Source organism: Allobosea robiniae (assembly GCF_900102525.1).
Classification (GTDB): domain Bacteria; phylum Pseudomonadota; class Alphaproteobacteria; order Rhizobiales; family Beijerinckiaceae; genus Allobosea; species Allobosea robiniae.
In genome coordinates, this window is sequence record NZ_FNBZ01000004.1 from 524,271 (window position 1) to 545,402 (window position 21,132).

The window sequence follows — 21,132 nt, forward strand, 5'->3', positions numbered from 1 at the left end:
TCATAGCCCCTGGGGCGGGAGCGGCGCAATCCCGACGCTCAGGCCGCGGCTGGCGGCGGTGCCGTCGTGCGGGCGTTCTTGCGGATCGTATAGAGCGTCGCGCCGATGACGATAGCAGCGCCGAGCCAGGTGGTGAGCGCCGGAATCTCGGCAAAGAAGACGAAGCCGGTGAAGCTCGCCAGCAGCAGACGGCTGAAATCGAGCGGCGCCAGCGCCGCCGCCTCGCCGACCTGATAGGCGCGGGTGATCAGCCATTGCCCGGCGGTGCCGAAGACGCTGAGCGTGATCAGCCAGAACCATTGATTGGGCGTCGGCATCTGCCACCACGCCCAGGTCGGTACCGCCAGCAGCACGATCAGCACGATGCCCTGATAGAGCAGGATCGTATCGGTGCGCTCGCTCGCGGCGAGCTTGCGGACGCTGACCGTGATGGCGGCGCCGCAGATCGCACCGGCGACAGCGAGCATCGCATAGATGTCCAGCCCCTCCGAGCTCGGCCGCAGCATGATCAGCACGCCGACGAACCCGATCGCCGTCGCCGTCCAGCGCCTGATATCGACGACCTCCTTGAGGACGAGGACCGCCGCGATGGTGACGAACAGCACCTGGCTGAAACCGATGGCGGTCGCCTGGGCAAGCGGGATTTTGACGACCGCCGTGAAGCCGCACAGCATGGACAGGAGCGTGACCACGCTGCGGAAGACCTGCAGGCCGAGCCGGTCGGTATGGAGCGCCCGCCGCAGACTGCCGGCGGCGAAGAGCAGCAGGATCGCCGTCATGATCACCTGCCGGATCAGCAGGATCTGCGCGAGCGGGATGGCCTGTCCGACATGCTTGATGCCGGCGACCATCACCGCATAGACAAGCAAGGCGGCGAGCATGAAGACCGAACCGCGCAGATTCGGGCTCGCGCCGCGCCACCAGTAGCGCAGGCGCTGCCTGCGGGTTTCCAGCCAGCCGAACCGGCCTGCCTTCGCGCCACCCGATGGCTCGGTCTCGACGATCGGAACGGAGGCGGAAGACCCGGGCGCCGGAGGCGCGGACGCGGCCGGCTCGTGCCAGGGGGCATCGCCCTCGAACCCCGGCCGACCCTGCCGGCCGGACTGCCGTTCCTCGCTCATCACCCTCAACCAGTGGTCGGCGGCCGATGGCCGGCGCGGCATTTCATCCCTTGCCGCAAATCATTGAGGAAACGCGGCAATTCGGCCAATGACAATGCGACATGGCCGCGTTGTTCCGGCCGCGCGACGCGCAGGGGCGACATACCCGGCGCGGACTGTGCAAGGCGGCGAACAGGCTCTAGGAGGAACCTCAAAGGGACCTGCCGCTTGACGCTTCGAGACCGCCTCTCTTCCCGCCTCCGGGCGGCCCTGGAAACCGACCGGCCGATCCGGCACGGCGGCATCGGCCGATGAAGGCCGTGTTCGACGATTTCCTGGACGGCCTCAAGGCGTTCGCCCCCAACCGCTTCCCCTATCGCCGTTTCGCGCTGGCGCTCGCGCTCGGCGGGCTCGGCGGCTGGCTTTTCGTGCAGGCCAAGCTGCCCCTGCCCTGGATGCTGGGCTCGATGGTGTTCTGCACCGTCACCGCGCTGGTCAACCTGCCGGTCGCCGCGCCAGCGGTGATCCGCCCGCCGATGACGGCGGTGATCGGGGTGATGCTCGGCGCCTCGTTCAAGCCGGAGGTGGTCTCGCAGATGCCGAACTGGCTGCCGACGCTCGCCGGGCTCGTGCTGTTCATGGTCGCCTGCGGGCTCTGCTGCGTCAGTTATTTCCGCCGCGTCGCCGGGTTCGACCCGGTCACCGCCTTCTTCTCGGGCATGCCCGGCGGCCTGATCGAGATGGTCACCGTCGGCGAAGAAAAGGGCGGCGATGCCCGCATCATCGCGCTGATCCATTCGGCCCGCATCCTGCTCGTGGTGATGACGCTGCCCTTCATCGTGCAGTGGATCGGCGGGGTGACGCTGAGCGGCGGGCGCGTCGCCGGCCCTTCCATCACGCAGACGCCGCTCGGTTCCGAACTCTGGCTGATCGGCTGCGGCATCGCCGGCGTCATCGTCGGCCACTGGCTCCGGATGCCGGCGAAATATCTGCTCGGCCCGATGCTGGTCAGCGCGATTGTGCACGTCACCGGCCTGAGCGCCGCGATGCCGCCGTCGGAGATCGTCAATGCGGCGCAGCTCGTTCTGGGCGTGACGATCGGCTGCCGCTTCGTCGGCACGGCACCGCGCATCATCCTGCGCGTGCTGCTGCTCTCGGTCGGCTCGACCATGATCCTGCTGGCGCTGACGCTGGGCTTCGCCTGGCTCGTCGCGCTGATGTCCGTGCACGGCCATGTCCCGCTGATCCTGGCCTATTCGCCCGGTGGCCTCGCCGAGATGAGCCTGATCGCGCTGGCGCTCCATACCGAAGTCGCCTTCGTTGCGGCCCATCACATCATCCGCGTCTTCCTGGTGATGGTCTCGGCCGGGCCGATCTTCGGCCTGATCGGCCGCCGGGACCGCAAGGCCGCAGCGGAATAGCCGCCCCTTAGCATCGGATAGATCATCGTTACCGCGTCCTATCGGACGCGCGATGATCTACGCCACGGCGACGGCAAGCCCGCGCGCGAGCCCGTCCGCCAGCGCCAGACGCTGCCCCTCCATGAAGGCGGCGCCATCGATGCGCTGCCGATCGCCGGCACGGATCGCGGCGACGCGCTCCGTCACCGCCCGGGCAAAATCCGCCGCCGTATCGGCAGAGGTGAAGTTGGCCGGCAGCGTCGTGAAGCCGCGACAGGACAGAGCGGTCGCGACCGCCGGCAGGCCGAACTGCATCGCCTCGATCGTCTTGAGCTGCACGCCGGTCCCGGCTCGGCTCGACAGGGCTATCAGCCGGCAGGAGCGCAGGAAATGCTCGGCCGAGGGCACGCGCCCGACGAGCGTCACGTTCAACGGCGTCCGCAATTCGGGCGGCACCCGGCCGGCGACAGCGATGCGGATGTCGTCCGGCAGGAGCGGGCAGACCTCCTGGAGGAACCATTCCAGGCCGATCAGGTTCGAGCCCCAGGTCCAGGTGCCGATCAGGCCGACATCGAAGGCCGGGGCCTCGCCGAGATCGCCGGGTGCAGCTGCGGCCGGCCCATGGGAGGAGACCAGCGGCAGGGCGCAGGATTTCTCCCGATAGGTGGGGCCGAGCGCCTGCCGGTCCTCCTCGGCCAGCGTCCAGATGAAGCGCGCCTCGTCCCAGAGCCGTCGCTCCAGCCGCTCCAGCAGGCGCGCCTCGCGCCGGTAGAGCCGGCGCAACAGCAGGCTTTCGGCATGATCTGCGTTCTGGCCGGCCGAAACATGCTCGACATTGTGCTCGACGAGGATGCAGGGCGCGAGCCGCAGCAACTCCGGAAAAGCACCCGGCAACATGACGGAATTCAGGATCAGCGCGTCGAAAGGCCCGTGAGCCCGGACGGTCTCGACGAGGCGGCCCTCTCCGGCGAGCCTGAGCTTCGCGCAGGCAACCGGCAAGCCGAGCCGTACGGCGGCCGTCAGCCAGCGCAGCTTCTGGGCGGTGGGCACCGCGGCGTTCTCGATATCGGCCTCGGCGACCACGACCGCCTGCTCCGGCTCGGCCGGAACCTCGCCGGGGCGCAGGAAGCCGATCGCCGTGACCTCGTGCCCGGCCGCGCGCAACGCCGAGAGGATCGCCGCATTGGCGATCTCGAAGCCGGTATCCGGCCGGGCGACGGGAATGAGCGAGGTCAGGAAAGCAAGACGCAAGGCGGAAAGCTCGTCGACAGGTGGTAACTCCACTCGTCTCATTGGCCGGGCAGGTCAAGCTGCGCCGTCGGCTATGATCAATAGGAGTTGGCGGGATCGGCCGCTCTTTCGACGAAGGCGGACACCGAACCTTAAGCTGCCGCAGCCTAGCTTGCGGGCCGATGACCATGGCCAGCCAGACAGCCCAGAGCACGCCGGGAGGCGGGCCGGACCACCCCGCCGGGCCGGTCTTCGGCACGCCCGAAAGCTTCGCGGTTGTGGCCGGTTCGGCGCCAGAAGCGCTGGCGGGCGTGACGAGCGTCGTCTGCGTCCCGACCTTCAAGCGTCCGGACATGCTGGAAGCGACATTGCGCTCGCTCGCCAGCCAAAAGGGCGGACATGATTTCGCGGTGATCGTGGTCGAGAACGAGGGCATCGAGCGCGCCGGAGCGGCCCGCGCCAGTGCCCTGCTCGCGGCGGGGCTGTTCAAGGGCTTCGTTCTCGTCGAGCCGCGCCAGGGTAACTGCAAGGCCTATAACGCCGCCTGGCGCTGCGCCCTGACGCGCTTCCCGGCCCTGGAACAGATCCTCGGCATCGATGACGACGAGGAGGCGGAGCCGGGCTGGCTCGATGCCTTCGTCACGGCGGCCCGGACCGCACCGGCAGAGCTGTTCGGCGGCTCGGTCACGCCGGTCTTCACTGACGCCTCGCGCGCCTGGTTGTCGGCGCATCCGGTGTTCCGGTCGCATTACGGCAGTTCAGGCCCCGTGCCGATGCTCTATTCCAGCGCCAATTACCTGATCCGGCGCAGCGTGCTCGAAAGGCTCGGCTTCCCCTTCCTCGACGAAAGCTTCGATTTCACCGGCGGCGGCGACACCGATTTCTTCACCCGCGCCAAGGCCGCCGGCTTCCGCTTCTGGTGGGTGCAGGAGGCGGCGCAGCGCGAGACCATGCCGGCACGGCGCAGCGAATTCGGCTGGATCCATGCGCGTGGCCTGCGCAATGGCGCGATCTCGGCGGCCATCGAGCGGCGGCAGAATCCTGGAACCGCCGGCAGGCTGCGGGTGCTGGCGAAATCGCTGGCCCTGCTCGCCGCGGCCGTCCCGCGCGGGCTCGCGCTCGGAATCCGCACCGGTTCGGGGCTGATCGGGCTCTACCATGCGCAGGTCGCGATCGGCCGGTTGATGTCGGAATTCGGCGTCGCCAACGAACAGTACCGCAAGCCCGAGAAGAACTGACCCGGCTTTCGCCGCAGCAGACGGTTCAGGCCGCGTTGATCACGAGGCCGCGCAGCTTGTTCGCGTGGGGCCCGAGCGCCTTCTGCCAGCCTTCTGCCACTGCCTTGGCGGAGCCAGCGTCGCGCGCGACCAGCACGATATCGTCGACCGCCTCGGCAAAGCGCCCGATCAGCCCCGCGATCGGCAGGCTGCCGCCATCGACGATCATCGGCCCGAAACGATGCGCCGCCGCGAACGGCCCTGTCCGCAGCGAGCCCTGCCCTGCCGGCGGCGGGTTTCCGGCCAACGGCAGGAAGGTCAGGCCGGTGCCTTCGTCCTTGAGGATCGCGCGCGCCAGGGCCGCACGCCCGGCCAGCACGTCGCCGAGCCCAAGCGGCGCATCGGCGGCAAAAATCGGGGTCAGGCCATGAGCGCCGTCGCCGGCATCGACGAGCAGCGCCGGCAGACCGGACCCGGCCGCATCCAGCGCGAGATTAAGGGCGAGCGTGGTCGCCCCCGCCTGCGGTTCGACGCCGAGAACAAGGACGCGGCGGCGCTGCTCGCCCCCCGCTGCGCCGGCCAGCGCGAGGCGAATGGCCGAGACGGCCTCGGCGAAGCTGCCTTGCGGCTTGTCGATGACATCGACCAGATGCGCCTGTCCCTGGAAGACCGAGCGCGCCTCCGCCACGCCACGCCGCCAGCGGCGGTTGCGCACGGATGGGATGGTGCCCAGCGTCGGCAGGGCAGCGGGCTGGGAGGCAGGTTCGGGAGCTGCCTCGAGCACCCTCGCGGGAACGGAGCGGCGTATCGGCTCGGGAACCGGTTCGGCCGCCGGCGCGGGTTGGCGCGCGGCGTGCTCCGCCTGCCCGCCCTGAATCGCCATGAGACGCCGCCAGCCCGCCGGCCCCAGCCCCGTGGAAGCCGCCGGCGACGGTGGCTCCGGCCGCATTGCCGCGGGCTGGGGCGAGGCAGCGGCTGGTGAGGCAGGCCTGGGTGCTGGCCGCGCGTCCTCGGCCGCTTCGGCGGCGACGGCGCGCGGGGCGCGACGCCAGAACGGCTTGCTTGGCGGCGGAGCGGAGGGAGGAACCGCGGGCGCGGGAGGCGCGGATATCGGCCGCTCCTCCGCAACCGCCTCCGCCGCGACGGGACGCGGCGCACGGCGCCAGAACGGCTTGCGGGGGCGGGTTTCTCGGCTGGCCGGAGGTCGCGGCACGGCGAACAGGGCGAGGCCCAGCGCCAGCATGGCGCCTGCGCCGCCGCCGCCGAAGGCGCCGAGCATGGCGAGCGTCCGCCGGCTCATGCCGCTCTTTTCGAGCGGCGGCATGGCCGGGCTGATGATGCGGGCATTGGTGGTATCGATGCCGCCGAGCTCACCGGTCTCGCGGGCACGCTTGAGGAAGGCGTCATAGATGGCGCGCGAGGATTCGACCTCGCGTTCGAGCTCGCGCAACTGCACGGAGGCGCGGCCGGCAGCGTATTGCCCGGCCGTGAGCTGGTCGACGCGGCGGGCGAGCTGGCGCTCGGCCTCGACCGCGCGGTCATATTCCGCCTTGGCGGCGCGCGCGATGCGGGAGAGTTCGTCGGCGATCTGGCGGCGGGCATCGCGCACCTGCGACTGCGACGCGGCCAGTGCCGGGTGACGTGCGCCGAGCGAGGAGACGAGATCCGCCTCGCGCGCCAGCGCCGCACCGAGCTGGGCACGCAGCGCGGTCATCGTGTTGGAGGCGACGGCTTCGGGAATCGCGCCGGCCTCGATGTTGGTGGCACGCGTCGCCGTGATCTGGTCGTATTTGGCCTTGGCCTCGGTCGCGCGGGTCCGGGCCGCGACGAGCTGCGTGTTGTTGAGCGACAACTGCTCCTCACTCAGCGAGCGGGTGCCGACGCCGACGATGTTGTTGGCTTCCTTGTATTTTTCCGCCTTTTCCTCGGCGATGCGCAGACGGTTGCGCAGTTCCTCCAGCCGCCCGGTCAGGGCCGTGGTCGCGCGCTGCGCCGCCTCGGACCGGACCGCGGCCTGATCGTCCAGATAGGCCTCGGCCAGCGCATTCGCGATCTTCGCCGCCTTGTCCGGGTCCTGTGCCGTCGCGGAGATGTCGATGACGAAGGTGCGCTCGCCGCGCCGGACGCCGACCGTGCGGTCCAGCGCCGCCAGCGCATAGAGCGTCGCTTTCGGCGACGGGCCGGTGTCGGCGCCCATCAGGCGGGAGAGGAAGCCGGCCGAGGCTCCGCCGAAATCGGGATCGCGGTCGAGGCCGAGACGCTCGACAACCCGCGACTTGATGCTGTCAGAGGCGATCACCCGCGCCTGGCTTTCGAGATAGCCGGTGATCGAGGTCGGGTCGCTGCCGACGGTGTTGGGCGAGACGTCGTTCTGGAGCACGCGCAGATCGCGCGGATCGATGAAGAGCTGCGCGGTCGAGACGTATTTCGGCGTCATCAGCAGCCCGGCGAGGATCGCCAGGACAAGACCGAGCACGGCCATCAGCAGGATCAGCCCGCGCCGCGCCCAGAGCGTCCCGATAATCCAGACGGGATCGGCGAGACGGGCAAGCTGGGCAGGCATGGCAGGAGCCGGCCGCTCGCGGCGGTCTTGCCCGTGGCGATCCTGCCTGTCCTGTGCTTCGCTCGCTGCCGGCTCGGTTGTGAACATGACGCTACGCTTCACTGTCCCGCATCACACTGTGCCACGCCGGTAGCGTTCGAGCACGGCCATCATCGGCTTTTGCCGGTAATCGGCATCAAGCGGCAGGGGCCGGGCGCGGGCGCTGTCCTTGCGCGGGAAAGTTTCGTGAACCCATGAATAGCGGTCGGTCAGCCCCCAGGTGACGATCGCCTTCGGCCGCTTGGCCGAGACGACAGCGTCGAGGAAGGTCGAGACCAGGGCGGCGGCGGTCTTGTCGCGCTTCGCCGCGTCGGCCGGCAGCTTCCAGTCGATGACGTCGAGCTCGGTGATCTCGACATCGAGGCCGAGTTCGTCGAGATCGCGCATGAAGCGCTGCAGGCCGTCCACGTCGATGCCCTTGTCGGCATAGAGATGCGCCTGCATGCCGACGCCATGCACCGGGATGCCCTTGTCCTTCAGGCGACGGCAGATATCGAGCGCGACCTTGCGGCGCGCGGCGGCGCCGGGAACCGGCTCCTCGAAATGAAAATCGTTGAGGACGAGCCGGGCTTTCGGGTCGACCCGCGCCGCGGTGCGGAAGGCGATGTCGACATGCTCCGGCCCGAGCAGGCGCTGCCAGATCGTGTCGCGCCAGGGGCCGCCCTCGGTGGGATCGTATTTGATGACCTCGTTGACCACGTCCCAGGTGGCGATCCGCCCCTTGTAGCGATCGACCACGATCTCGATGTGGTTGACGAGCTCGCGCTCGGCCTCGGCCCGCGTCGTCATCTCCCTGGCCCAGTTGGGCAGCGCCTCGCCCCAGAGCAGGGTGTGGCCGCGCAGCACCTTCCTGTTCGCCTCGGCGAAGGCGACGAGTTCGTCGGCACCGGAGAAATCGAAGCGCGGCCGGTCGTGCCGCAGCGCCTCCCATTTCAGGTCGTTCATCGGCACGATGACGTCGCAATAGCGCTTCAGCGCCTCGCGATAGCGCGCGTCCTTGCGGAAGGTGTCGATCTCCGCCGCAGAACCGAACGGGATCGGCCTGGCCGCCGCAAGCGCGGAATCCGTTCCTGCCAGGCTGCCCGCGATCAGGCCGGCCGCGGCTCCGCGCAGCAGGTCGCGGCGCGTCGGCGGCGCCTCATTCCGGTCCGTTTCGGGTTGCTGCTCAGTCAATCGGGACGCTTCCGTATCGTTTAGGGTCGTTCAACGCCTCTGGGCTAAGAGGGATTCGTCACATCGCAACGCTTGAGGCACGCGCCGGGCCAGCCGCCGCGGAAACGGGTCATGCTGCCGGATCGCGCCACCATCTTCGCCTACCTCACCATCCTGAGCGGCTCCGCCGGCCGGCTCGTGATCTCCCTTGTCTACTTCCTCATCGTTGCGAATACGTTGACCCTCGGCGAATTCGGTCTGTTCGCCACGGCGTCCTCGACCGGGCTCATCCTGTCGCGGCTCTTGGCCTTCGGCTTCATCTCGCCGCTCTACCGGGTCGCCACCGTCAAGCCGCGCCTGCTCGGTGCCTATCTGTCCGGCTTCGCGGGCCTGTCCGCATTCTCGCTGCCGCTGATCACGCTGGTCGCCGGCGCCGCCTATCTGCTGCTCTTCGCGGAGCGCCTCGCACTCCTGCCCTTCGCGGCGATCATCGTCGCGGAGGTATTGGGCTGGCGCCTCGTCGAGGTCGTCGCCATCGTCAATAACGGGCTTAGGCGCTTCCGGCAGGCGGCCCTGCTCGTGATCATCGGGTCGGGCTTGCGCACGATCGCGGCGCTGCTCTTCGCCGGTTTCGGCCATGCCAGCCTCGAGATCTGGGCCTTCGCCTATTGCGGGGCGACGATGGCGAGCGCGGCTGTTGCGCTCCTCGCCTTCCTGCCGAAGGCACGCTGGCGCTTCGTGCGCAGCCTCTATCCGCGCCGCATGGCGGACGCCGTCTTCGCCGGCGCGGCCGATATCGTGTTCTACGTCCAGTCAGAACTCGACAAGCTCCTGGTGCTCGGCCTCGCCGGGGAGCGCACCGCCGGGCTCTATGCCATTGCGCTCCGGGTGATCGACCTCACCGCCATGCCGGTGCGCAGCTTCAACCAGATGCTGGTGCAGAAGATCATGCAGGAGCGCGGCGTCGGCGGCTTCAGGCGGCTTGCGGCTTACGAAGCGGGAATCGCGCTCGTCTCGGTCGCCGGGCTCGTTGCCGTCATCATCGCACTCAAGCCCTTCCCGCATTTGCTCGGCCGCAACGTCTCGGAAGCCGCCTATCTGTTCGCGCCGATGCTGCTGGTCCCCGCCTTCCGCAATCTCGTCGAGTACCACGCCGAGCTGCTCTACGCCCGCGAGCGCACCGGCTCGCGCATCGCGCTGCTGTGCCTGCTCACCGCGATCAAGGCCGGGCTGATCTCGGTGGTGATGACGCGGTTCCCGGAGGCCGGAAGCTGGGCCGCCTCGATGAACCTCGTCTTCGGCGTGGTCTATCTCGCCTCGGCTGGCTTCACCTACACGCTGCTGGCGCAGGGTCGCAGGCCGCTACGCTGAGGCCTGCCGCTCGAACAGGGCGCGGATACGGTCGAGCGGCTCGCCGATGAAGGACTGGATGCCGATGGCGACCTGCCAGGGTTCCAGAACCTCCTCGAAGGAGGCGAGCCGATCCATCCCGGCGACATCCTCGCTGAACCAGTAGACCTTGCAGAGCTCGCGCGCGTCCGGCCAGTGGCCGGCGGCCTCGAGCCCGAGCACGCGTTCGACGAAATAGCCGTAGATCACATATTCCGAGAACTGCCGCTCGCGAGCGATGGCGGAGACCCAGTCGCGCCCGCTGACGCTCTCGACATGGTCGAGCAGGGCCAGCACATGGTCGCGGCGCCAGCTCACCAGATTGTTGATGTAGTCCGGGCTCGGGAACGAGGGCGCATCGAGCCCGAGCAGAGCGCTGGCATGATTACACCAGGGGATGTGGCGCGCCATGTCGGCGGTGATCGCATCCGGCTTGCGATAGAGCCGGATCGCGCCGTCATCCGACAAGCTGGTCAGGTCGAAGGGCCGCACGAACAGCATGTCGGAATCGGCAAAGAGGATGACGTCCTCGGCGCAGGTTTTTGCGACCGCGAATTTCCTGAGCTGCTGGGCATGCCAGCCGCGCAGCGGCGGGATGCCGCGCGCCAGCGCCTGAAACCCGGTCCAGAGCCGGCGCGTGCCGAAGCTCAGCGGATCGGGCCGCGATTGCAGCCAGCCCGGCAATAATTGCGATTCCGGCAGGATGCGACGGCGCGGCCCTTCGAGATCCCGAAACAGCGGGACGTCGCGGTCCTCGATCAGAAGATAATGGACCGCATGGCCGGTGACGAAGCGATCGATGCTGGCGCAGAGCAGCCGGCAACGCTCGATATCGCCCCTGTAGCTCGGCGTCGCCAGGGCAAAAGTTTCATTCAATTGGTTGGACTCACCCGCTCCGTCGGCCCCCCACGGCATATTGCCGGGCCATGCGCAGGAGGAAAGCGGGATTTCCGAGAACGTAGCGGCGCCAGAGCCGGCGCGGCTCGAGCCAGAGCCGGTAGATCCATTCGAGCCTGATCCGGCGCATCAGCTCGGGCGCACGTGGCACCTCGTCGGCGAAGAAGTCGAACAGCGCCCCGACGGCGGCCGCGACCGAGCCATGCTGCGGCCCGAGCTTGTCAGCGATGAAGCGCTCCTGCAGCGGATTGCCCATGGCCACCAGCAGCAGGTCCGGACGCTCGACCTTCAGCTTGCCGAGAAGCACGATTTCCTCGTCGGCGGTGAAATAGCCGTGCGAGACGACGCTGAAGCGATGTGCCGGATAGCGCTGCGCCAGATTGGCGACCGCGCGGTCGGCGACGCCCGGCCGGCCGCCGAGCAGGGCGACCCGCATCGGCCGCTCGGAGCGGGCGAAGAGCGTGGGGAAGAAATCCGTGCCGTTGAGATTGGCCGGGAAGGCCTTGCCGTAGAGCATCCAGCTGCCGAGATCGACGCCGATACCGTCTGCCAGCACGAGGAAGGTCGAGAGGCTGCGCTGCAGAGCGGCATTGTCGGCCGCGACATTCACCAGATTGGCGTTGCAGAAGGCGAGCTTCATGTGGCCGCCCGTCAGCACCGCGTCGGTGACCTCGGCGATCGCCGCCTCACGCTCCATCACGGCGATGCCGATCCCGCCGATATCGCGCTTGGCATAGCCCGGCCGCTTCCGGCTTCCGGCTTCGCGAGCGATCGTGATGGAGGCGGTTGCGGACACGGTGCTCTCGATCAGGGGCGCGGCCGCCCATTGCGAACATCACGATGTCTTGGCCGTTCCGGGCCTCGGGTCAAGGCAAAGCCGGCTGAAAGGTGAACGGCTTCTTCCCGCGATCCGCGAAGGCGCGTTAATGGCAATCCTCTTGCAGCAACAAGGCCTTGTACCGAACCGGAACGATAACCGAGGCCACGCCGCCGCACCCCTCCGGGTGCCGTGCCGCCCCGAAACAGAGCCCGGCCCGGCTGCCCCGATCCGGCACGCGGCGAAGACCCTCGGCTCTAATCTTTTTTGCGATCATCCTTAACGAAATGCATGGCGGCCCTGCGCATTTCACCGAAGCGGCGATGCCCTCTGGCTGGTGCCAATCCGGCCGGCTAGGGTGATTCGCATAAGACGTTCGGGAGGGCTGGGCATGAACCAAATCGATTTAAAGAAGCGCGTCGCCATCGTGACCGGCGGGGCGCAGGGCATCGGCCGCGCCGTCGCCGAACGTTTTGCCCAGAGCGGCGCGACCGTCGCGATCTGGGATGTGGATGCCGCGCTCGCAGCCAAGGCCGCCAGCGAGATCGGCCATGGCGCCATCGGCGTCGGCGTGGACGTGACCGATGCGGCTGCCGTCCAGAAGGCGAGCGATGCGCTGGAGGCCCAGCATGGCAGCATCGACATCCTCGTCACCAGCGCCGGCATCGCCGGACCCAACCACAAGACCTGGGAATATCCGCTGGAAGACTGGGCCAAGGTCATGAAGCTCAATGTCGACGGCACGCTGCATTGCTGCCGCTCGGTGATCCCCGGCATGGTCAAGCGCAATTACGGGCGCATCGTCCTGGTCGCCTCGATCGCGGGCAAGGAGGGCAATCCCAATGCCTCCGCCTATTCGGCCTCGAAGGCGGCGGTGATCGCGCTGACGAAGTCGCTCGGCAAGGAGCTCGCCGACAAGGACATCGCCGTGAACTGCATCACGCCGGCGGCAGCGCGCACCCGCATCTTCGACCAGATGAGCGAGGAGCATATCGGCTATATGCTGGCGAAGATTCCGCGCGGACGCTTCCTGCTGCCGGACGAGGTGGCCTCCATGGTCGCCTTCCTGGCCTCGGCCGAGAACAGCTTCACCACGGCCGGCGTGTTCGACCTTTCGGGCGGCCGCGCGACGTACTGACGGGACGAGCGGGGGCGGATCATGCCGCCGGAGAGAAGCTGCTTGGCGAAATTGCCGGTCGCGGTTTTCGAAACCCTGATCTAGCTTGGCGGCATGACGCAGACGCTCCCCTCCGCCGCCGTCCTCGGCGCCCGCGCCTTCGCGGCGCTGGCCGGTCTCAACCGCTTCAGCGACGAGCCCGGCAAGTTGACGCGGCTCTACCTCTCGCCTGCGCACAAGCAGGCGGCGGAGTGGGTCAAGGGCGCGATGGAGGTGGCGGGTCTCAGCGCCTTCATCGATGCCGCGGGCTCGGTGCAGGGACGGCGCGAAGGCACCGTGCCGGGCGCGCCTGCCGTGCTGATCGGCTCGCATATCGACACGGTCAAGGATGGCGGACGTTTCGACGGCAATCTCGGCGTCGTCGCCGGCATCCTCGCTGCGCAGGCTTTGCGCGACGCCGGGATCAGCCTGCCCTTCCCGCTCGAGGTGGTCGGCTTCGGCGACGAGGAGAATGTCAGGTTTCCGACGCATCTCTCGACCTCGGAAGCGCTGGCGGGTGCCTATAATCCGGCCTGGCTGGAAGCGCGCGACAGCGAAGGGGTCAAGCTTGGCGATGCGCTCGTCGCCTTCGGCGGCAATCCGGCAGGGATCGCAGCGCTCGCGCGCAAGCCCGGCTCGATCCAGGCCTATCTCGAAGTCCATATCGAGCAGGGGCCGGTGCTGGAGGCGGAGAACGAGCCGGTCGGCATCGTCACCGCCATCAATGCCCAGAGCCGGGCACAGGTGCGCGTCACCGGCGTGGCGGGCCATGCCGGCACCGTGCCGATGGCGCTGCGCAAGGATGCGCTGACCGCCGCCGCCGAGATGGCGCTGGCACTCGAGCAGATCGCGGCTGCGCACGAGCTCGCTGTCGGCACCGTCGGCGTGTTCAGGCCTGACCCCGGCGCGACCAATGTCGTTCCCGGCTCGGCAGAGTTCACCATCGATTTTCGCGCCCCGAAGGATGCGACCCTTGCGGCGATGGATGCGGAGATCCGCAAACGTTTCGGCGAGATCGCACAGCGGCGCGGTGTCGGGCTGGAGATCATCCCCTATGCCAGGGCTGCGGCCGTGCCGATGGAGCCGAGGCTGCAGGATGCGCTCGCCGCCGGCATCGCCCGGTGCGGCAGCAACCTCGCCGGCCGGCGGCTGCCGTCCGGCGCTGGGCATGACGCGATGGCGATCGCGGCGGTCGCGCCCGTCGCCATGCTCTTCGTGCGCAATGAAAAGGGCATCAGCCATTCGCCCCTGGAGAACATGACCGAGGCCGATGCCGGCATCGCCATCCGTGTCCTCATCGAAACGATTCTGGAGCTGGCCGAACAGGCGAAGTAGAACAATTCCAGCCGCGACACCGCGCACCATTCCGAAGGCCGTCCGAAAGGCCTAGGAAAAGCGCGCCGCAGGAGGCTGGCCATGGATTTCGAGAATTTCTTCCGCCGTGAACTCGACGGATTGCGCGGCGAGGGCCGCTACCGCGTCTTCGCCGACCTGGAACGCCAGGCCGGCCGCTTCCCGATCGCGACCTATCATGGCGAGAGCGGCCCGCGCGAGGTCACCGTCTGGTGCTCGAACGACTATCTCGGCATGGGCCAACATCCCAAGGTGCTCGCCGCGATGCATCAGGCGCTCGACGGCAGTGGCGCCGGCGCCGGTGGCACCCGCAATATCGGCGGCACCAACCATTACCATGTCCTGCTGGAGCGCGAGCTCGCCGACCTGCACGGCAAGGAAGCCGCGCTGATCTTCAATTCCGGCTATGTCTCGAACTGGGCCTCGCTCTCGACGCTGGCCGCGCGCATCCCCGGCTGCATCGTGCTGACCGACGGGCTGAACCATGCCTCGATGATCGAGGGTATCCGTCATTCGCGCGCCGAGAAGCATATCTTCGCCCATAACGACCCGGCCGACCTGCGCCGCAAGCTCGCGGCGCTCGATCCCGCCCGGCCGAAGCTGATCGCCTTCGAGTCGGTCTATTCGATGGATGGCGACATCGCCCCGGTGCGGGAATTCTGCGACATCGCCGAGGAATTCGGCGCGATGACCTATATCGACGAGGTCCATGCCGTCGGCCTCTACGGCGCGCGCGGCGGCGGCATTTCGGAGCGCGAGGGCCTGACCGACCGGCTCACCCTGATCCAGGGCACGCTGGCGAAATCCTATGGCGTGATCGGCGGCTATATCACCGGCTCGGCCGCGCTCTGCGATTTCATCCGCAGCTTCGCTTCCGGTTTCATCTTCTCCAGCTCGCTGCCGCCGGCCGTGGCGGCCGGTGCCATCGCCGCGATCCGGCATCTCAAGGAAAGCTCCGCGGAGCGCGAGCGCCAGCAGGACCGCGTCGCGACGCTGCGCCGCAAGCTCGACCGGGCCGGCATCCCGCATCTCGCCAATCCCAGCCATATCGTGCCGGTGATGGTCGGCGAGGCGAAGGCCTGCAAGGCGATCAGCGACGAATTGCTCGATCGTTTCGACATCTATGTCCAGCCGATCAACTACCCGACCGTGCCGCGCGGCACGGAGCGGCTCAGGATTACGCCCTCGCCGTTCCATTCCGACGCCGATATCGACACGCTGGTGGCGGCGCTCAGTGCAATCTGGGCGCGCGACGGGCTGAAGCGGGCGGCCTGAGGCTTTTCAGCCCCGCTTCGCCACGATCATCAGGACCGCCGAAAGCAGCGCGAAGACCGTCGCCAGTCCACCGAGGATCAGGGTTCCCATCCACAGGGACAGGAAGCCCTCGATCTCGGCCTTTTCCGGGGTCGCAGCGTCATAGAGGACGGTCACCCGGTCGCCCCTGCTATAGGCCGGCGGGCTCGTGCCCCATGAGGTCACGAAGGTGACGGACCGTCCCTGCGCCGTTTGAAAGCTCACGACCGGCCGATAGGTGGAATCCCCGCCGCCGTGCCGCAGTTCGACCACGGTCCCGGCGGCGCGGTCGGCACGCGCCAGCAGCTTCTGGTTGTGGCTGTAGATGAAATAGCAGACCGTCGTGAGAATGACGGCGACAATGCCGAAAACGCAGCCGATCCGCCAGAACAGGAGCCGGCCATCCTGGGCCGGGCCCCCGAATCGCTGCTTCCTGCGGCTTTCGCCCATCCGCCCTCAGAGATTGAAGACGCGGTGGGGGACGAACTCGCCGTTCTGGACCGAGCCCGTCGACACCAGCGTGCCCGCGCAGGTGGCGTAGGCGGCCTCCAGCTCGATCGGGGCGCCAGCGCCCCGCAGCAGGGCGCTCTGGCCGCGCTTGAGGCGAGCGGCGGCGTCGCGGTGGAGCACGATCTCGGGAATCAGCGTCAGCGCCGCCTTGACCGGCTGGAGGGCCGAGAGCGCGCTCTCAGGGCTCTCGCGCAGGGTCTCGACGCTGGCGGCCTCAGCGACCGTAAACGGCCCAACGCGGGTGCGGCGCAGATGCGCGACATGGCCGAGGCAGCCGAGCGCGAGGCCGAGATCGCGGGCGATGGCGCGGACATAGGTGCCCTTGCCGCATTCGGCCTCGAAGGTCGTGGTGGCGCCGTCATGGCTGACGATGGTGAGCGCGTCGATCTCAACAGGCCGTGCCTGCAATTCGACCTCCTCGCCATCGCGAGCGAGATCGTAGGCGCGCTCGCCGGCGATCTTGATCGCCGAGAACTTGGGCGGCGTCTGCAGGATCGTGCCGGTGAAGCGGGGCAGCAGGGCTGTGATCGCGGCTTCGTCGGGGCGCTTGTCCGAGGTCGCGATGACGCTGCCCTCGGTATCGTCGGTATTGGTCTGAGAGCCCCAGGCGACGGTGAACTGGTAGGCCTTGCGGCCGTCCATGACGAAGGGAACGGTCTTGGTCGCCTCGCCCAATGCGATCGGCAGCAGGCCCGAGGCCAGCGGATCGAGCGTGCCGGCATGACCGGCCTTCTTGGCGCCGAAAGCGCGCTTCACGACGCTGACCGCATGGGTCGAGGTCATGCCGATCGGCTTGTCGAGGATGACCCAGCCATGGACGTCGCGCTTCTTCGGGCGCGGTGCCGGGGTGGCTTCTTGGTCCGGGACGGTTTCGGATGGATTCTCAGTGGTCATCGTCACGGCGGTCTTCTTCGGGAGCCTGGTCTTCGTGGTCCTGGTCGATCCTGAGGCGTTCGACCTGCGTATCGCGGCGCACCTCGTCGGTATCGAGCAGCGCGTCGATGCGCTCGGCCTCGGCGAAGCTCTCATCGGCACGGAAGCGGATATCCGGCGCGTATTTCAGGTTCACGCGATGCGCGATCTCACCGCGCATATAGCGCTTGTTGGCTTCGAGCGCCTTGAGCACCGGCTTAATATCCTGCCCGCCAAGCGGCATGATGTAGGCCGTCGCGAGCTTGAGATCCGGCGAGAGGCGCACCTCCGGCACGGTGATGACGTGCTTTGCCAGCACATCGTCATGGATGTCGCCGCGCGCCAGCATCTCGGCGAGAGCGTGGCGGATCAGTTCGCCGACGCGCAACTGCCGCTGGGAAGGACCGGTGGGTTTCGCAGGTTTTGCCATGGTTCTCGTTTCTCCGGGATCGGACCGGATCAAACGTCACGGCGGGACAAAGCCCGCCGTCTCAGGAAGATAAGGCGCTGGACACGCTCTTCTCGTCACGAGATGGCCGGGCTTGCAACCCGGCCATGACGCGCTGTTTCAGGAAGCGCGGCCTTCAGAGGCTGCGCTTGATCTCTTCGACGCGATAGCACTCGATCACGTCGCCGGCACGCATGTCCTGATAGTTCTCGAAGGACATGCCGCATTCCTGGCCGGCCACGACTTCCTTGGCATCGTCCTTGAAGCGCTTGAGCTGGCCGAGCTTGCCCTCGTGAACCACGACGTTGTCGCGGATCAGGCGGACATTGGCGCCGCGCTCGATCGTGCCGTCGGTGACGCGGCAGCCGGCGATCTTGCCGACCTTCGAGACGTTGAAGATCTCGAGGATCGTCGCGTTGCCGAGCATGGTCTCGCGCAGCGTCGGCGCCAGCAGGCCCGACATCGCGTCCTTCACGTCATCCATGAGGTTATAGATGATGTTGTAGTAGCGGATCTCGACGCCGGCCCGGTCGGCCGCCTCGCGCGCTTCCTTGTGGGCGCGCACGTTGAAGCCGACGACCACCGCGCCCGAAGCCTGGGCGAGCGTGACATCCGACTCGGTGATGGCACCGACGCCCGACGAGAGCACGCGGGCGCGAACCTCTTCGTTGCCGACCTTTTCAAGAGCGCCAACAATGGCCTCGACGGAACCCTGCACGTCGCCCTTGACGACGAGCGGGAATTCCTTGCGGCCGGCGCCTTCCTTGAGCTCGCGCATCATCTCGGCGAGCGAGCGGCCGGCGCCCGAGGCCGCGCCGCGGGCGGCGAGGCGGTCGCGACGCTGACGCTCGCGGTAATCCGTGATCTCGCGGGCACGGGCCTCGGACTCGACGACCGCGACGCGGTCACCAGCCTCGGGCGTGCCGTTGAAGCCGAGAACCTCGACCGGCATGGAGGGCGGAGCCTCCTTCACCTGCGCGCCGGTATCGGCGATCAGAGCGCGGACGCGGCCCCATTCGGCGCCGGCCACGATGATGTCGCCGGTGCGCAGCGTGCCGCGCTGGACGAGCACGGTGGCGACCGGGCCGCGGCCACGATCGAGCTTGGCCTCGATAACCGTACCTTCGGCCGCGCGATCGGGATTGGCCTTGAGATCGAGCAGCTCGGCCTGAAGCGAGATCGCTTCCAGCAGCTTGTCGAGGTTGTGGCCGGTCTTGGCGGAGACCTCGACTTCCAGTGTCTCGCCGCCGAGCGTCTCGACCTGGATCTCGTATTGCAGCAGTTCGGCGCGCACGCGATCCGGGTTGGAATCGGCCTTGTCGACCTTGTTGATCGCGACGATCAGCGGCACACCGGCCGCCTTGGCATGATGGATCGCCTCGGCCGTCTGCGGCATGACGCCGTCATCGGCGGCCACGACCAGCACGACGACGTCCGTCACCTTGGCGCCACGGGCGCGCATCGCCGTGAAGGCGGCGTGGCCGGGGGTGTCGATGAAGGTCACCTGGGTGCCGAGCGGGGTCGTCACCTGATAGGCGCCGATATGCTGGGTGATGCCGCCGGCTTCGCCGGTGACGACCTTGGTCTTGCGGATCGCGTCGAGCAGCGAGGTCTTGCCGTGGTCGACATGGCCCATGATCGTCACGACCGCCGGGCGGGAGGCCAGGGTCTCGTCGGTATCCGGCGTGTCGAACAGGCCTTCCTCGACGTCGGATTCGGCGACGCGCTTGACGGTGTGGCCCATTTCCTCGGCGATGAGCTGGGCGGTGTCGGCATCGATCACGTCGGTGATCTTGTGCATCGCGCCCTGCTTCATCAGCAGGCGGATGACATCGACGCCGCGTTCCGTCATGCGGTTCGCGAGTTCCTGGATGGTGATCGTCTCGGGGATGATCACCTCGCGCATCACGCGCTCTTTCTGCACATCGGAAGCCCGATGGCCGGTCATGCGCTGCACGCGCCGGCGGAACGAGGCGACCGAACGTGTCCGCTCGTCCTCGCTCCCGGTTGCGGTCGAGAGCGTCAGACGGCCGCGCGGCTTGTCATTCGTGGTCTTCGGCGTCTTGGGCGCGGCGGGAGCCGGGCCACGGCCGGCGCCGGCGCTCAGGCCGGGGCGGCGGAACGCAGCCTTGACGTCGACATCATCCGAGCGGTTGCGGGTCGTGTTGGCCGAAGGCGCCTGGCGCACCGGCCGGGCGATCGCGGGCTCGGACGGGGCCGTCGTGTCGATGCGGGGCGTGCGCGGCGCATCGGAACGCGGCGGGCGGCTGTCGAGCCGCGGCGGGCGCGCACCGGTATCGCGCATCGGCGGACGCGAGGTGAACTCGCGCGGACCGGAGGGAGCCGGACGGCCGAAATACTGGGTCGGCTGCGGCGCAGGCGCCTGGGACGCAGGCGCATCCTCACGGGCCGGCGGCGGCGGAGCCGGACGGGCGGGCTGGTCGTCGCGCTGACGCGCGGCGGTTTCGACCCGGCGCTTCTGGTCGTCTTCCTGACGGCGACGCTCTTCCTCCTGGCGCTGACGCGCGGCGGCGGCTTCACGCTCCTGGCGCTCGCGTTCGGCGGCGGCGGCACGCTGGCGCGCCTCGTCCTCGGCGATGCGGCGGGCCTCGGCCTCGCTGCTGCGGGCCTCCGAAAGGGCGCGCTGACGGGCGTCCTTCTCCTCATCGGAGAGGGTGCGCAGCAGCATGCTGCTGGCCGGGCGCTGGGGCGGCTGCGGAGCGGCCGGGCGGGGCGGGGCCGCCTGGGGAGCCGGGGCCTGGGGCGCACGCGGCGCAACCGGCTCCTTGACCTCGTGCCCGGCGGCGCGGCGCTTCACCTCGACGACGACCTGCTTCGTACGCCCATGCGAGAAGCTCTGGCGAACAGTGCTCTGCTCGACAGGCCGCTTCAGCGACAGGGTCTTGGGCGGGTTGACGGTCAGCGTCTTGTCGCCCGGGGTCTTGGTATCGGTCATTCCGCGTTCGGTCCTGCCGGTTCGGTCGTGTCTTCGGTATCGTTCTGGTCGGATGCGGCGGCATCGTCCGTCCGGTAGCGGACGAGCCGACGCCAGCGGGAGAGGACGCCCTCGGCCGCTGGTCCCGGAGCAAGGGCGGCATGTATCACATGTGCCCGCCCCAACGCCAATTCCAAATCCGCCGCCGTGAAAATAGCGACGACGGGCAGTTCACGGGCCTTGAGCCCTTCGGCTTCACGGGCCACCCCGATCCGCCTGATCGCCTGGCCGATCTTGCGCTTGCCGTCATCGGCCCCATCGCTGGCCGCGATGACGCCGATACAACGACCCGAGCCGATCAGGGCCTCGACCTTGGCGAAGCCCGCGATCACGAGCCCCGCCTTGTTGGCCATCGACAGCGCCTGGAGCGCATCGCGCAGCATCAGCGCATCGATCATCTCCGCAAGGTCGGCGGGAACCGCGACCTTCGCCTTGAGCGAGCGCTCGAAGGCCTTGCGCTTGATCGCCTCGGTGACCGTCTTGCGGCTGAGGCTGGCCCAGACTCCACGTCCGGGCAATTTCCGCCGCAAATCCGGCACCAAAGTGCCGTCCGGCCCGGCGACGAAGCGGATCAGATCGTCAGGCGCCTTCACCGCACGGGTGACCACGCAACTCCGTTCCGATTCCTTCTGCGCCGCCGCTTTCACTACGCGGGCTCCGC

Annotated in this window: 17 protein-coding genes; 6 read left to right on the forward strand and 11 right to left on the reverse strand. The window is 68.4% G+C overall.

What is annotated here, in order from left to right; translation table 11 throughout:
- Positions 1 to 38: 38 nt before the first annotated feature.
- Positions 39 to 1,121 (reverse strand): DMT family transporter, encoded by a 1,083-nt coding sequence (locus tag BLQ70_RS14380; RefSeq protein ID WP_170843415.1) that lies wholly within the window; start codon positions 1,119 to 1,121, stop codon positions 39 to 41.
- A gap of 290 nt (positions 1,122 to 1,411) precedes the next feature.
- On the opposite strand from BLQ70_RS14380, the gene BLQ70_RS14385 reads away from it, so the two are divergent.
- Complete coding sequence (locus BLQ70_RS14385) at positions 1,412 to 2,521, forward strand: AbrB family transcriptional regulator (RefSeq protein ID WP_091857635.1); 1,110 nt, start codon at positions 1,412 to 1,414, stop codon at positions 2,519 to 2,521.
- Between the two features lie 57 nt (positions 2,522 to 2,578).
- On the opposite strand, the gene BLQ70_RS14390 is transcribed toward BLQ70_RS14385, so the two are convergent.
- Positions 2,579 to 3,784: a glycosyltransferase gene (locus tag BLQ70_RS14390; protein ID WP_170843416.1), complete on the reverse strand. Its 1,206-nt coding sequence runs from the start codon at positions 3,782 to 3,784 to the stop codon at positions 2,579 to 2,581.
- A gap of 134 nt (positions 3,785 to 3,918) precedes the next feature.
- On the opposite strand from BLQ70_RS14390, the gene BLQ70_RS14395 reads away from it, so the two are divergent.
- Positions 3,919 to 4,968 carry a glycosyltransferase family 2 protein gene (locus BLQ70_RS14395; RefSeq protein WP_091857834.1) on the forward strand — a complete coding sequence of 350 codons (1,050 nt, stop codon included), beginning with the start codon at positions 3,919 to 3,921 and terminating at the stop codon, positions 4,966 to 4,968.
- Between the two features lie 25 nt (positions 4,969 to 4,993).
- On the opposite strand, the gene BLQ70_RS14400 is transcribed toward BLQ70_RS14395, so the two are convergent.
- Entirely contained in the window at positions 4,994 to 7,510 is a 2,517-nt protein-coding gene (locus BLQ70_RS14400) for an exopolysaccharide transport family protein (RefSeq protein WP_170843417.1), read from the reverse strand.
- 111 nt (positions 7,511 to 7,621) lie between these two features.
- Positions 7,622 to 8,722: an endo-1,4-beta-xylanase gene (locus BLQ70_RS14405; protein WP_091857640.1), complete on the reverse strand. Its 1,101-nt coding sequence runs from the start codon at positions 8,720 to 8,722 to the stop codon at positions 7,622 to 7,624.
- 111 nt (positions 8,723 to 8,833) lie between these two features.
- On the opposite strand from BLQ70_RS14405, the gene BLQ70_RS14410 reads away from it, so the two are divergent.
- On the forward strand, positions 8,834 to 10,072 hold the full coding sequence (locus BLQ70_RS14410; RefSeq protein ID WP_061971100.1) for a lipopolysaccharide biosynthesis protein: 1,239 nt from the start codon (positions 8,834 to 8,836) through the stop codon (positions 10,070 to 10,072).
- Here the strand turns inward: BLQ70_RS14410 and BLQ70_RS14415 are convergent.
- Positions 10,064 to 10,966, reverse strand: coding sequence for a DUF6492 family protein (locus BLQ70_RS14415; RefSeq protein WP_091857643.1), 903 nt, complete (start codon positions 10,964 to 10,966; stop codon positions 10,064 to 10,066). The two genes, BLQ70_RS14410 and BLQ70_RS14415, sit on opposite strands and share 9 nt — an antisense overlap.
- Before the next feature lie 10 nt (positions 10,967 to 10,976).
- On the reverse strand, positions 10,977 to 11,783 hold the full coding sequence (locus tag BLQ70_RS14420; RefSeq protein ID WP_082617681.1) for a WecB/TagA/CpsF family glycosyltransferase: 807 nt from the start codon (positions 11,781 to 11,783) through the stop codon (positions 10,977 to 10,979).
- 412 nt (positions 11,784 to 12,195) lie between these two features.
- Here BLQ70_RS14420 and BLQ70_RS14425 point away from each other — a divergent pair, with 412 nt between their 5' ends.
- From BLQ70_RS14425 to hemA, 3 genes are all read left to right on the forward strand, one after another.
- Entirely contained in the window at positions 12,196 to 12,942 is a 747-nt protein-coding gene (locus BLQ70_RS14425; protein WP_061971103.1) for an SDR family NAD(P)-dependent oxidoreductase, read from the forward strand.
- Positions 12,943 to 13,035: 93 nt separating this feature from the next.
- A complete protein-coding gene (locus tag BLQ70_RS14430; protein WP_091857645.1) occupies positions 13,036 to 14,295 on the forward strand; it encodes an allantoate amidohydrolase in 1,260 nt (419 codons plus the stop codon).
- Positions 14,296 to 14,376: 81 nt separating this feature from the next.
- A complete protein-coding gene (hemA, locus tag BLQ70_RS14435) occupies positions 14,377 to 15,588 on the forward strand; it encodes a 5-aminolevulinate synthase (RefSeq protein WP_091857646.1) in 1,212 nt (403 codons plus the stop codon).
- Between the two features lie 6 nt (positions 15,589 to 15,594).
- Here hemA and BLQ70_RS14440 read toward each other — a convergent pair whose 3' ends face one another.
- The 5 genes from BLQ70_RS14440 to BLQ70_RS14460 all read right to left on the reverse strand — a co-directional run bounded on the left by BLQ70_RS14440 (position 15,595) and on the right by BLQ70_RS14460 (position 21,118).
- Positions 15,595 to 16,056 carry a DUF3592 domain-containing protein gene (locus tag BLQ70_RS14440; RefSeq protein ID WP_061971108.1) on the reverse strand — a complete coding sequence of 154 codons (462 nt, stop codon included), beginning with the start codon at positions 16,054 to 16,056 and terminating at the stop codon, positions 15,595 to 15,597.
- Between the two features lie 6 nt (positions 16,057 to 16,062).
- Positions 16,063 to 17,010, reverse strand: coding sequence for a tRNA pseudouridine(55) synthase TruB (truB, locus tag BLQ70_RS14445; protein ID WP_091857648.1), 948 nt, complete (start codon positions 17,008 to 17,010; stop codon positions 16,063 to 16,065).
- On the reverse strand, positions 17,000 to 17,458 hold the full coding sequence (gene rbfA / locus BLQ70_RS14450; protein ID WP_091857650.1) for a 30S ribosome-binding factor RbfA: 459 nt from the start codon (positions 17,456 to 17,458) through the stop codon (positions 17,000 to 17,002). Before rbfA ends, truB begins: the two co-directional genes overlap by 11 nt.
- A 154-nt stretch (positions 17,459 to 17,612) precedes the next feature.
- Entirely contained in the window at positions 17,613 to 20,432 is a 2,820-nt protein-coding gene (gene infB, locus BLQ70_RS14455) for a translation initiation factor IF-2 (protein ID WP_091857652.1), read from the reverse strand.
- Entirely contained in the window at positions 20,429 to 21,118 is a 690-nt protein-coding gene (locus tag BLQ70_RS14460; RefSeq protein ID WP_274532900.1) for an RNA-binding protein, read from the reverse strand. The genes infB and BLQ70_RS14460 overlap by 4 nt, the downstream gene beginning before the upstream one ends.
- Positions 21,119 to 21,132 lie beyond the last annotated feature (14 nt).